At 48.2% G+C, this 12,646-nt stretch carries 16 protein-coding genes; 3 read left to right on the top strand and 13 right to left on the bottom strand.

From position 1 onward, the window contains the following. The 5 genes from B2899_RS01235 to surE form a co-directional block, all read right to left on the bottom strand. Positions 1 to 600: hemolysin family protein (locus B2899_RS01235; RefSeq protein WP_286883436.1), on the bottom strand; the 600-nt coding region annotated here is incomplete at its 3' end. Between the two features lie 156 nt (positions 601 to 756). Further along, positions 757 to 1,425 (bottom strand): zinc metallopeptidase, encoded by a 669-nt coding sequence (locus B2899_RS01230; protein WP_146808781.1) that lies wholly within the window; start codon positions 1,423 to 1,425, stop codon positions 757 to 759. A 68-nt stretch (positions 1,426 to 1,493) separates the two neighbouring features. Next, positions 1,494 to 1,913, bottom strand: a complete 420-nt coding sequence (locus B2899_RS01225) for a MerR family transcriptional regulator (protein WP_146808722.1) — start codon at positions 1,911 to 1,913, stop codon at positions 1,494 to 1,496. Positions 1,914 to 2,014: 101 nt separating this feature from the next. Continuing rightward, positions 2,015 to 3,085: a hypothetical protein gene (locus B2899_RS01220; protein WP_286883434.1), complete on the bottom strand. Its 1,071-nt coding sequence runs from the start codon at positions 3,083 to 3,085 to the stop codon at positions 2,015 to 2,017. A 17-nt stretch (positions 3,086 to 3,102) separates the two neighbouring features. After that, on the bottom strand, positions 3,103 to 3,894 hold the full coding sequence (gene surE, locus B2899_RS01215; protein WP_286883432.1) for a 5'/3'-nucleotidase SurE: 792 nt from the start codon (positions 3,892 to 3,894) through the stop codon (positions 3,103 to 3,105). Between the two features lie 252 nt (positions 3,895 to 4,146). On the opposite strand from surE, the gene B2899_RS01210 reads away from it, so the two are divergent. Then, on the top strand, positions 4,147 to 4,602 hold the full coding sequence (locus B2899_RS01210) for a hypothetical protein (protein WP_146808719.1): 456 nt from the start codon (positions 4,147 to 4,149) through the stop codon (positions 4,600 to 4,602). Between the two features lie 44 nt (positions 4,603 to 4,646). Here B2899_RS01210 and lepB read toward each other — a convergent pair whose 3' ends face one another. Next, a complete protein-coding gene (lepB, locus tag B2899_RS01205) occupies positions 4,647 to 5,153 on the bottom strand; it encodes a signal peptidase I (RefSeq protein WP_246147216.1) in 507 nt (168 codons plus the stop codon). Positions 5,154 to 5,242: 89 nt separating this feature from the next. After that, positions 5,243 to 5,560 (bottom strand): 2Fe-2S iron-sulfur cluster-binding protein, encoded by a 318-nt coding sequence (locus B2899_RS01200; RefSeq protein ID WP_146808718.1) that lies wholly within the window; start codon positions 5,558 to 5,560, stop codon positions 5,243 to 5,245. Between the two features lie 173 nt (positions 5,561 to 5,733). On the opposite strand from B2899_RS01200, the gene B2899_RS01195 reads away from it, so the two are divergent. Then, positions 5,734 to 6,540, top strand: a complete 807-nt coding sequence (locus B2899_RS01195) for an aspartate dehydrogenase (RefSeq protein ID WP_286883428.1) — start codon at positions 5,734 to 5,736, stop codon at positions 6,538 to 6,540. Between the two features lie 299 nt (positions 6,541 to 6,839). Next, positions 6,840 to 8,531: a methyl-accepting chemotaxis protein gene (locus tag B2899_RS01190; protein WP_286883426.1), complete on the top strand. Its 1,692-nt coding sequence runs from the start codon at positions 6,840 to 6,842 to the stop codon at positions 8,529 to 8,531. Between the two features lie 356 nt (positions 8,532 to 8,887). Here B2899_RS01190 and B2899_RS01185 read toward each other — a convergent pair whose 3' ends face one another. From B2899_RS01185 to B2899_RS01160, 6 genes are all read right to left on the bottom strand, one after another. Continuing rightward, positions 8,888 to 9,403 carry a hypothetical protein gene (locus B2899_RS01185; protein WP_146808715.1) on the bottom strand — a complete coding sequence of 172 codons (516 nt, stop codon included), beginning with the start codon at positions 9,401 to 9,403 and terminating at the stop codon, positions 8,888 to 8,890. Between the two features lies 1 nt (position 9,404). Next, positions 9,405 to 9,683 (bottom strand): DUF1450 domain-containing protein, encoded by a 279-nt coding sequence (locus B2899_RS01180; protein ID WP_146808714.1) that lies wholly within the window; start codon positions 9,681 to 9,683, stop codon positions 9,405 to 9,407. Positions 9,684 to 9,708: 25 nt separating this feature from the next. Next, positions 9,709 to 10,380 (bottom strand): GntR family transcriptional regulator, encoded by a 672-nt coding sequence (locus tag B2899_RS01175; protein ID WP_146808713.1) that lies wholly within the window; start codon positions 10,378 to 10,380, stop codon positions 9,709 to 9,711. Positions 10,381 to 10,442: 62 nt separating this feature from the next. After that, the gene (locus B2899_RS01170) at positions 10,443 to 10,976 is read right to left on the bottom strand and encodes a chromate transporter (protein WP_146808712.1); all 534 of its coding nucleotides are present in this window, start codon (positions 10,974 to 10,976) and stop codon (positions 10,443 to 10,445) included. Positions 10,977 to 10,978: 2 nt separating this feature from the next. Next, positions 10,979 to 11,596 (bottom strand): chromate transporter, encoded by a 618-nt coding sequence (locus tag B2899_RS01165; protein ID WP_146808711.1) that lies wholly within the window; start codon positions 11,594 to 11,596, stop codon positions 10,979 to 10,981. A 16-nt stretch (positions 11,597 to 11,612) separates the two neighbouring features. Continuing rightward, positions 11,613 to 12,646, bottom strand: a 1,034-nt coding sequence (locus B2899_RS01160) for an MFS transporter (protein ID WP_286883420.1), incomplete at its 5' end; no start/stop codon positions are given.

The following is a 12,646-nucleotide window of genomic DNA, read 5'->3' as shown; positions in this document are numbered from 1 at the left end:
GCTCTTGTGGCTTTGTTGCATCAAAATTCGGATTTCTTCCTCGGTATGTGCCGAATCATGATCCGTCGTCGGCTGAATGCCGATAAAGCGCAGGAAGAAAAATGCGGCGCGATTTAACGCCCAGATGAACGGGTACATAATTTTGTAGAATAAAATTAACGGTCCTGCTGTCCACAATGTCGTCGGCTCCGCTTTTTGAATGGCCATTGATTTCGGGGCCAATTCCCCCAGCACAATGTGAAGAAACGTAATCGTCGCAAAAGCAATTACAAACGAGAGCGTATGGACAAGCGTCTCCGGTACATACAGCGCCTGCATGACCGGTCCAAGCAACTCTGCGATAGCCGGCTCCCCGATCCATCCAAGCCCCAATGACGCGAGCGTAATGCCGAGCTGGGTCGCAGATAAATAGGCATCCAGATTGTCAGTCAGCTTTTTCGCCAGATTGGCCCGCTTATTCCCTTCCATTACAAGCTGATTAATCCTTGTGCTCCGCACCTTCACAATCGCAAATTCCGCTGCCACAAAAAAACCGTTTAAAAAGACCAGAAAAAAGACGGCAGCAAGGTAAAGTAAGGCAGACAATGGGTCAGTACTCAACTAGTCTCTGTCACTCTAGAGAATGACAGATACACCTCCTTTGTCGCAACAAAAAATATAAAACTCACGCATCTACCCATATAGTTTATTTATACCACAGGTTGAATGATTTATAAACGGGCTGCGAACATTACACGCAGCCCATTGTATTTTCTATTAGTCTTCATTGTTAGACGTGAAAATCCAAATGTATTCGAGCAGTTGCAATACCGCCACCAGCGTAGACGCAACATATGTCAGCGCTGCGGCACCCAGCACCTTATCGACGCCCCGCTTCTCGTCGCTTGCCACGAACCCTTCCGCAAGCATCAAACGCTTCGCCCGGGCGCTTGCATTAAATTCCACCGGCAGGGTAACCAGCTGGAATGCCACTGCTGCGGCAAAAAGAATAATCCCGATGAGCAGAAGGTTCGTCATCTTGAAGAAAATTCCTGCCAGCAAAAGGAACGGCGCAATGCCGGACGTCAGATTTACGACCGGAAACATGCGATGGCGAAGCACCAGCATGCTATAGCCTTCTTTGTACTGAATGGCATGACCTACTTCATGTGCGGCAACAGAAATCGAAGAAATGGAATTGCCATAGTATACAGGCTCCGACAGGCGCACTACGTTGGATATCGGATCGAAATGGTCCGTCAGCGTGCCGGGTACAGGTTCCACCGGTACATGGTGCAAGCCGTTATCATCAAGAATACGCCGTGCCACTTCCGCACCGCTCATTCCGGAGCGTGCGGAAACCTGAGAGAACTTATTGAAATTCCCTTTCACTTTGAACTGCGCCCAGATGGTCAGCGCAAAAGCCGCTAAAATCAAGGGAGTCATCCACGTAAATACCACGGTTATATTGCCTCCTTATCTTTGTCTCAAAAATTTCCACAAAGATTATGTTCTTAAAACGATGCATCGCCAAGCAAAAGCATCAGCGTATGCAGAAGCGAACTGCCCTGCAGCGATAGCTGTCTGGCAACCAGACGCGCCTGCTTCTCATCCATCTTCTTCAGACGCAGCGTTAATTCTTGTACGCGTTCTTCAAGTTCGCGCATATCCCCTTGTATCTCCTGCATGCACTTCATAACATCCGCCGTTTCCCCCTGTGCCCTGCCGACCTGCCATTGCTCCAATCGCTCTTTAATTTCTTCAAGCGTTAGTTTCTGGCGCTTAAAGCACTCAATTAGCCTCAGGCGTTCCAATGTCTCTTCCGGATAGAGGCGGTAATTCGCTTCTGAACGCTGCGCATTCAGAAGTCCCAGGTTCGTATAGTAATCGATCGTACGCTTGCTTAGCTGTGCACGTGCTGCTACTTCTCCTATACGATAGAATTTCCCATCGAACTCACTTCCTTTCCTCTCCCCTTATCTTACCACAAATCCTGTGAACTAGACAGCTACACGTGATGGTTTTTCAGCCTAGACTACAGGCGATAGGGGCTGGAAGTATGCTCCGGATACATAGCAATATATGCTTCATCCAGCCAAAAAAACGAATTCTCGTTCCATTCTATATGGGTAATCGTACCGCCATCGTACCCGACAATCGGGATGTATCCGTATTCAAGAGGGTATTCCTCTTCGAGATACTGATACTCCGTCAGCGCCATCAGCATCGTGGCGAGCGGATTGGCTTCCAGCTCGCTCATATGCACGATTTGGTACACGTCAAGCAACTGCGGGGTCATAGCTACCACCAGCAGGCGCGTGTCTTCCCCCGCCCGGTTTTTTCCCGTTTTCTCACCGACCCATATAAGCAACTCGGCATCGCGCGCCTGTGCATTTGGATGACGATGCATCATCCACAGGGAACGATATACAGCTCCCATGACTTGCTCCCGCGCCCCCTCTTCGCCGAACCTATTCTCCATTAACCGATAATCAAAATAAAAAGCGAATCCTCTCTCAAGGAGGCGATTTTGGGCCAGTTCTTCTCCGCCCATCGTTTTCTCCGGCATCTCTTCTTCCTCTTGCCCGACCGGATCATACCGATACGCAGCGAGAAGGAGCTTTCCCGCCTCTTCCTTTTCTTCTTCGGAAAAAGAAATAGCTTCCGAATAGAGATGAGTGATTCCCTCTTCGATATCCACCAAATAATGCACCCAGACGTGTTCCTGTTCAAGAAAGCGAACCGCCAGATAGCGTTCTTCCTCATTCATTGTACGAAATGAGAGCGGATATCCGAGCGGGTCCTCCGGGTCCGTCACCACCCACAGCACAGCTATCCAGTTCTGCCTGTAACTCGAGAAATCCAGGTACACACGGGCGTCCACCTGTTCGCTGAAGCTTTCAATGTCTTCATATACGATACAGATCTCCACGTCACCTGCGGCGGTTAACCGGGGAAAGTACCGAGCGCCATCCTCGCTGACTGCTCTGTATATATCCTGAAACACAAGCCGGTTTAGCGTGTCTCCCATTGTTTCCTCACCGGGAGAGATGCGCCCTGCAGGCAGGAGCACCTCCGGCTTTATCGTTCTCCATTCATCTGTCATGGACAACCGCACCTCCTCTACTTTTCCTCAAGAAAGTTCTTCTTGATCACTTTCCATTTCTCCATTTCTTTGAGGAACTTGTAATCCGTGGAGTCAATATGGACCGGTGTCATTGTAATGTATTTATTTTGAATCATGTGATAGTCGTTGTTATTGATTTTTTTCAGTTCACCGTACTCACGGTCTAACCAGTATTCTGGCACACCGGAAACACCCGGCTTCTCATCGATACGATCACGGTAATGATGAATATCGAGCCCGGTGACCACTACGCCCCGCAATTCGTCCACTTTAATATGCGGGATATTGACATTAATCAATACATCTACAGGAATATCGTGAATTTTAATCTCTTCCCAGATCGGACGAACTAATTTCTCTACTTCGCCGAAGTCGTCTTTATAGAAATGATTATCATAAGATACCGCTATTGCCGGCACTTCATAAATAACGGCTTCACGGGCCGCACTCACGGTTCCCGAATAGTAAATGTCTTTACCCAGATTCAATCCGGCGTTAATACCTGAGATGACCAGGTCGGGCCTCTCCTGCAAAATGACGTTAATCGCCATCTTCACACAATCGGCAGGCGTGCCATTGACCGCCCATGCCTGTACATGATTCATGCCATGAAAATCGACCTGTTTCACGGTCAATCCTTCGCGTACCGTAATCCGATGTCCTTCGGCACTGCGCTCCGTATCGGGAGCTACAACAATAATCTCGGCCAATCCGTCGAGCGATTTTACCAGTTTATGAATACCAAGTGCATGGATACCGTCATCGTTCGTCACTACCACTTTATACATTATTTGCCATCCTCCACATCGATGTTTTCTTTCTATTCATTGTACTCGTTCAGCCGTGAAAAAGCACGAAAATACAGCCCATTCCTATGAAAGCGCTTTGTTTGAGCCGCGTCTATTCTTTGTTCACAAATTGTTTAAAAACAATATTTGCGGCCTGTGAAAAATCCATGTATATTGAGTGAGGAAACAATTTCTAGCAATCCACACAAACATCCAGATGCGCGGCCAAAACATGGATGGAAAGGAATTACGATGAAGATTTTGCGAGAGTTCGAACGTGTTTTCGAGACACACAGTATCCCGTATCGTTTGGAACAAAAAAACGAGAACCATTATCTCTACCGTACGGATGAAGAGATGAGGGATGCCGGCATGACACCTGACAATGTGATGCTTGATTTGGTCTTCGATTACAAAAACGAGGCCATGTTTCTCGGTATGATTCGCATTCCCCATTCGCTGCGCGGAAAGAACATCGGTGCCGACCTCGTTGGCATCATGAAAGAATGGGCCAAAGAACACCACTGGGTCATCATTTTGGAGAGCGCTCCGGAAAATCTGCTTTTCTGGCAGAAGATGCACTTCTCAAGCTTCATGTACGAGACGTACGGTTTCTGGATGATGGGCTACGGAGCAAAGAGCAAGCTTATTTTCAAAGTAAAATGGACGCAGATGAAAAAACACCTATACGCAGATATAGATGTTTAGAAAATAAAAAGGAGGATCGACCCTGATCCTCCTTTTTCTATCTCTTATTCGATACGCTGCATATCCTGAAACGGGTAGAATATAAATTCCGCCCTTCCGACTACACTGCTGCGGGAAATAAACCCGATTTCTCGGCTGTCCATGCTTCGGTTCCGGTTGTCCCCCATGACAAAGTACGAAGCGCGGGGGACTTTGATTTTATCGAACTCCCCCAGGGTCGCTTCATTAATGTACGGCTCGTCCACCACCTTTCCATTTCGATATAAAACGCCTTCCTTAAGCTCCAGTTCATCGCCTTCCATCCCGATAATGCGCTTAATATAATCTTCCTTGTCGTTGGCGTGCAATACGACGACATCACCATATTGGGGATTTCTCATATAATAAATCCATTTGTTTACTACGATACGATCATGGTTCTCAAGCGTCGGATACATAGAAATGCCCTCTACTACATACGGCGCGAAAAAGAAAATACGTACAACCACAAGCCCTGTGACGAGAACCAAAAAATATCTGCTCCACCGCACCATTCCCGCTTGCTTTTTCACCGTGCCGCTTCCCCCTGCGCATTCCTTTTGTTATTATTTTCCCTGTTTTGCGCACATCTGTACAGGGGGAGAGGTTGTCGAATAAAAAGTTATTTTGCGGCGGCTTTTCGCTTCGGACGAATCGGATTCTCTTCCCAATTCAATTCCACATCGCCGTTCACAAACGTCTGACAAGCGAGCCGATATCCCTGCGCAATCAAATTTTCTCCTAATTTCTCAATTTCTTTCTTGCTGACTTTGCTTAAGTTCTCTTCTCCGCCGTCAATTTTTACTACGCAGGTGCCGCAGATGCCTCCTCCGCATTTATAAGGAATTCCACCTTCATAGCGAATGGACATTCTCAGCAGGTTTGATTCCTTTTCGACCTCGATTCTTTTGCCGCTGGTTTTGAAATCAATCGTTTGCATTGTATATTCCCTGCCTTTCGTTTTCTAATTATTCATACTATATCATATTTATTTTTGGTATACAATATACTAAAATTTATTATTTTTTAACAAGATAAAACTTAAATCTAGCTTGTTTCCTCATTTTCTTATATACTTTTTGGTATACAAAATACAAAAAGTAGGTGGAAAATGTGAATACATTAAAAATCGGAATCATTGGCCTGGGAACTATCGGGCATGCGGTCGCCTCTTATAGTATGGAACGCTATAGAGAGCAAATCGAAGTAGAAGCGGCATTGGTCCGGGATGAAACGCGGGAGTACCACCTGCCAGGCTCTTGCCTGATTACTTCAGACGAAGAACGATTCTTTGCCCAACAGCTCGACGTTATAGTAGAAGCGGCCGGACATGCAGCAGTAAAAGCTTATGGGGCGCGTGCATTAAACCAGGCCTCCCTTGTAGTAGCAAGCATTGGAGCCCTTGCGGAAGAAAAGCTGCTGCAGGAATTAAAAGAGACGGCAGCGCGGCATGGAACCCAGTTAATTGTTCCTTCCGCTGCCATCGGAGGGCTGGATCGGATTCGGGCGATGACGCTTGAACATATCGAGCGTGTGGAGCTGATTACACGCAAACCGCCGGCTGCCTGGTACGGGACGATAGCAGAAGAAAAGGTTGATTTGGATTCCGTGACTGAGCCTACACTTATTTTTAGCGGTACGGCCAATGAATCGGCGCTCCTATTTCCAGAGAGTATAAATGTCTCCGCTGCGCTTAGCCTAGCCGGTGTAGGTTTTCAAAAGACGCGTGTACAGGTATATGTAGATCCGACCCTTACCCGCAATACGCATCAAATTATCGCGGAAGGGTTTGCCGGAAAGATTGAACTCTCGCTGCAGAATACCCCTTCAGCAGGCAATCCTAAAACGGGCTACATTGTGGCGATGAGTATTGTGAAAGCGCTGCGGCAGTATACTGAACCTTTTGTAACGGGTGTATAATCCACTTTCTCCCCGGTAACCATTCGAAAATGACGAATTGGTGCCGGGATTTTTTTGTTTAATAACAAACAGGGTCTTTATGCCTGTTATTTTTGTAACAAATTATATTTATTAAATGATATAATAGTCTTAATATTTAATGTTTTACGTAATGCAAAAAGACTCATCATCCTACTCTGTGGTCGGCTTCTTTTTTACACAAATGTCGCCTGGCCCTCGCCACACATGGGTACGCTTCAAACGGTCAACCACATGGCTTGGTATTGAACCGAAATAAAGATGAAAAAGGAGAAAAAACAATGCAGATGACAATTAGAAAAAAGCTATTCTCTGGTTTTTTTGCTGTCCTTCTGATTTTTAGCGTGGCTGCAGGCATTGCCAGTTACCAATTAAGAGCGGTCGACCAGGTGTACAAGCAGCTTATTGACGATCGTGTAAAAAAAATAATCATTGTGGAAAAACTTATTACTCTTGCCAATAAACAATCTGCGTCGCTACGCTCTTATTTGTTGACAGGGGAAAAAGGTAGTCTGCAAAACTATCAGGCGGCGAAAAACGAGTATACTAAGACCAGCCAGGAAATGTCCACCGCCATCCATACGCCTGAAAACAAAGCGCGCCTGAGTGAACTGAATCGATTGCAGGCCGCTTACGGTAACGCGGCCGAACAGATGATTTTCTATAAGGACCAAAACAACACGAAAGAATACTTGCGTTTAATCGTAGAAAAAGAACGTCCGTTATCCATGCAGTTTATTGCCAAAGCTGAAGAATTCGGCCAGATACAAAAGCAAATGCTTCAAAAAGGAAGCGAAGAAACATCTGCCCGCGTAGCGTCCATAGAGATGATTGTTCTCGTTATTTCTCTTGCTGCACTGGCTGCCGGTTGTCTTATTGCATTGTATATTAGCCGTCTGATATCTGCTCCGGTACGGGCAATTGCCGCAAGTGCAGGGGAAATCGCAACCGGCGTTCTATCCGGTGCGGATGTACAGGTTAAAAACAGAGACGAGCTGGGTGAGATGGGAAATGCTTTCAATCAGATGAAGCAAAACATTCGAGCGCTGATTCAAAAAGCCAGCTTTACTTCCGAACAGGTAGCAGTCTCCTCAAAAGAGCTGTACGCCAGCGCCGAACAAACGTCTGAAGCCGCTACCCAGGTCGCTTCTGCTATCCAGGAAGTGTCAGGCGGAGCGGACCAGCAGCTAAAAAGCGTAAATGAAGGCAAGCTGGTCGTTGAAGAAAACGCTCGGGCAATCCACCGTATCGCCGAAGCGACCACAACGGTATCCGAATCAGCCGCCGATACGTTAAAAGAAGCGCGTCAAGGACAGGCTGTCATTACTAAAACGATACAGCAGATGCAAAGTATCCGAAACTCGGTGAAAGAGTCTGCAAATGTCATACATACGCTGGGAGAAAGCTCACAAGAAATCGGAAATATCATCCAAACCATCCAGCAGATTGCTGACCAGACAAACCTCCTGGCCCTTAACGCAGCAATTGAAGCAGCACGGGCGGGCGAGCATGGTAAAGGATTTGCCGTCGTGGCAGATGAAGTGCGGAAGCTGGCCGAGCAATCCCGCCAATCAACGGAACATATTGCAGAGCTTATCTCCCAAGTTCAACATCGTACGGCGCAGGCCGTTCAGGCGATGGATTATGGGACGAATGAAGCGGAAGCCGGCACCGCCATTGCAGGTGAAGCAGGCAAAGCGTTTGCCCGCATTGTGACACTAGTCCAGCATGTGGCGGAAGAAATCCAAGAAGTCTCAGCCGGTGCAGAAGAGATTTCAGCCAGTTCGGCACAACTGATATCCTCCTTAGAACAACTACTGCTTATCTCCCAGACAATTGCAGACGGAACACAGGGTGTCGCCGCTTCCACCCAGGAGCAGCTGGCCTCCATCGAAGAGGTTACGGCTGCCGCCGACTCGCTTAGCAGGCTTGCTCAGGAACTGCAGGCTGAAATTACTAAATTTCGAGTTTGACCTTCTCCCGCAGCTGAAGCACGTGGAATTCTTTCCTGCGAACACCCCGTGTACCAACGGCGATTTCCCTGTATCATTTTTTCGTAAACACTATTTGTAATATTAGCGGGGTGAATAAAATGGAAGAACAGCAAAGAAGTGAAAACCAACCGACATAAAAATGATGGGAAGAACAGCTGACTTTAGTGGTACGAAGGAAAAAAGATGAAGGAATGAGGAGAGGATTTTAATGTAGAAAAAGGCGACGGCCTTTTTCTTCCCTGGATCTTTTTCCTTCTTCCCCTCCTTCTTTTCTCATGATTTTCACAGAAATAAGCTCCGGCTTTTCGTATATTGTATACCGAAAAATTATAGATCTACCCACTACTCTTAACTCCTTCATACATCCATGGGTAACCCGGAAAAATTGAAGCAGGCAGTGAGACGAGAATGTCAACTTGCACCGGTTGGCCTGGCGGAAGCGGAACCGGCGCGATGGTGCATATTTCGCAGTCTCCCGCTTGACCAAATGCATCACGCAATATACCAGTCGTCTCGTTCGTAATTTGACGCCAGTCCTCTTTTGTCCCAATACCGTTAATATAATAGACGACTTTAATAATATGGTCAATCGTATCTAAATCCTCTACGATACGCTTCAGCATGCTGAGCTGATTGCTTATGCTGCGCCGTGCGCACACTTTCAACCATTCCAGGGATAACTGCCTGCCAATAATATTACCATCATAGAAGAGATGGCTCGGACAGTGAGCCTGAATCCCGCTTACATATACATGGTACTTATCGTGTATCAACGTGACATACGATTTGGTGATGTCCGGGTTATCGGTCAGCACGATACCGCTCTGAGCCAACTTCTTTTCTACCCGCATATTATATCGCCTTCCTGGTCGTATCCGCTGCGGTTTGCTTCTCCAGTTCTTTTTTGAAGCGCTGGAAAAATTCGTCCGCATCCAGTGCGGTTACGTATTTTTTGTTGATTAACGCGTAAGGGCTCATCTTGCAGGCAACACAAATACCGCCGCATTTCATCTCCACTACATCTACCGCATCCGCCGGAGCATGCTCCTTCACGAACGCAAAGGCGTCGCGGGAAGAAGCATGGCGGCTCATGTTACTCTGACAAAATTCCACTTTGATTTTGTTGCTCATCGTATGCCCCCTTATTAACCATTCATTACGTTTGCAGCGCTTCCAGATAGGCTGCTTTGGAGTTGGCGATATGAATTTTCGCCAGGTGCTCGGCCAGCTCGCTGTCTCCGCTCTGCACGGCGATTGCAATGGCCCGGTGTTCTTCAAGCGATTTGCGCAGCCTTCCCGGTACTTCCTGTCCGACCGTGGCAAAAGCCTGGATATATTCGAGCAAACTGTGCAGCATTTCATACAGGCGCGGGCTTCTGGCCAGTTTATAAATCGTTTCGTTTACATCGATATGCAAATCGGTCAGATGCTTCGTATCCAGGTCGTCCCTGGCCAGCAGCTTCTCGATTTCCTCAATCTGTGAGGCAAGCTTCGCCTTGTCTTCTTCCGTTACCCTGGTTGCCGCCAGCTTGACTGCAAGACTCTCCAGCGAAGATAAAATCGTAAAAATTTCAATAATTTCTTCCGTAGACATTTTCGATACAACGACGCCCTTGCGCGGCAACGTTTTGACAAATCCCTGCGACTCCAAGCGAAATAATGCTTCGCGAATCGGCGTACGGCTGATGTTCAGTTTGTCCGCCAATTCCCGCTCTACAATCCGCTCACCCGCCACCAGCTCACCGTTTAAAATCATGTCTTTAATATAGCGGTATACTTTATCCCGAATCGGACTTAGTTCTTCTTTCACCCAGGCATCAGCTTGCATACAATATTCCTCCTTCATTCTCTTTCTATTAAGCTTACTGGATGCTGTGGAAATGTACAAGTTTATGACAGAAACACAGCTCCATAGAGCAGGGAGGAACTAATGACAAGGGCGGGATGTACCTTGATGCGTTCCATAAATAGATAGCTAAGCCCGGCCAATAAAATGGTATGCAGAATACCGGCAGGTCCAATCACCGCATCCCGAAAAAATTCGTAAGCGAGGAGGCCCATCAGCACAGCGACAATCGGGCGGATTCCCTGCGTCATCGCTTTAACCTGCGGAGCGGTCTTAAATAGTGTCAGAAACCGCAGCAGGACAATCATCGCGATGGCCGAAGGGGCAATCGTACCCAGCAGCGCGGCGATAGCTCCAGGAACGCCAGCCACTTGATATCCAATGTAGCCGCCCAGCTTGGTAGCGATTGGACTCGGCAGCGCATTTCCAAATGCGAATGCTTCTCCGAACTCCTGATTCGTCATCCATCCATAGTGGTTTACCACTTCATTCTGAATCAGCGGAATGCTGGGAGGCCCTCCCCCGTAACCCAGAATGTTCGCTACGCAAAAGGCCCAGAATAAGTGCCATAACACCATGCCTATCCACTCCGTTCCGTACTGGTTTGGTCTGTCTCATACGAAGCTTCAGACCGCACTTTTCGCTCTGCCCGCTGTTTTCGTGTCGAGAACAAAAATGCGCCAGCCAGTACTACGGCAATCAGAATGGCGGGAGAAACCGAAAGCACCGTCAGCAGGATGCTTGAGGCTACTGTCAGCAGGATAACAAACGTTTTTCCTCTTTTCTCTACCTGTTTCCATGCTTTACTGAAAAATTCATATGCCAGTACTGCCATCATCACCCCAATAACGGGTTGGATACCCGCTACCATCCCTTTTACTATCGGTGAATGCCGGAACTGGAACAAAAATCCCAGCAGCCCGATCATCAGCACCAGCACCGGAATCGAGACGGCGAAAATGGTGACAAAGGCGCCGAGAAACCCCTTTTGTTTGTACCCGATATAGGCGGCCATTTTAGTGGCAATCGGCCCTGGCAGCGCATTGGCCAGCGCTACAATGTCTGAAAACTCCTCGTCATCGATCCATCTGTATTTTTTGACGGCTTCCGCATGGATAAGCGGAAGCATGGAAGGGCCCCCGCCGTAACCCAGGATACCGGCGCGAAAAAAACCGTTGAACAATTGCCCATAGCTCATGGCGCTCCCCCCTTTCTTATTTTAATTGTGGAATTCGAGCCCGCGGCACGAGCCGCAAAAGCGCGACGCCGACCAGGCAGAACGCCAGAGAAACCACAAATACCATTCTTAATCCATCCACGACATACGGCGCAAACGCAGCCTTTTTCGTTACCATCCATTCGGAGATCGAACCCGGAAACGCAAAGTCCAGAAGCGCGATACCGAGTGCCGTGCCAAGCACAAGTCCGAGATTGCGAACGAGCGCCACCATGCCGCCGACGACGCCCAAATTCGATTTGTCCACGCTCCCCAAGATTAAGCTGTAATTCGGCGACGTAACCATTCCCATGCCGGATCCGAGGGCCAGCAGGCTTGCCGCGATAAGAAGCATCGGCGTCTGTGCGCCGATAAAGCTTAGCAGGAGGAGTGCACCGGACATGCAGCTAAGACCAATCAACGTAATTTTCGACGACCCATGTTTATCAGACAACGAACCGCTAATCGGTCCCATAACCCCAAGCGCCACCGGATACATCATAATCATAATGCCGGTCTGTGTGGGACTGAAATGCCGTACACCCAGCAGATAAAACGGAAGGGTAACCTGGGTCGCAAATACGGCAACAAAGGTAGCAAGCCCGACATACATTCCGACCGAAACCGCCGGATTGGCGAACAGGGAAAGGTTCAAAAACGGCTCCCGCTTCTGTCTCATGCGTCTACCCAGCCATCCGTACAGCCCGGCAAGCGCTGCTGCACTTATGCCAAACGCAATCAGAATGCCCGAAGAAGTCCACCCCCAGGCGTTACCGTTGGAAATACCGAAAATAAATGCGATAATGCTTGCCGCAAACAGCACCCCGCCTACCCAGTCCGGGGTCTGAAACGTTCCGGAACCATCTACCGGAATGTAGCGAATCGCCAGGAACGTAGCGATAGCCAGCACCGGCACGTGAATCAGAAACAACCAATGCCAGTTCAGCCAATCCATAATCAGCCCGCCGATCATCGGCCCGCTTAAAGCCCCTAACGCGACAGCAGTACTCACGAATCCCAACGCTCTTCCAC

The sequence above is a fragment of the Aneurinibacillus sp. UBA3580 genome, from assembly GCF_002375825.1.
Lineage (GTDB): Bacteria > Bacillota > Bacilli > Aneurinibacillales > Aneurinibacillaceae > Aneurinibacillus > Aneurinibacillus danicus.
Note: the sequence above shows the minus strand (reverse complement) of the source record. Positions and strands in the feature narration are given on the sequence as shown.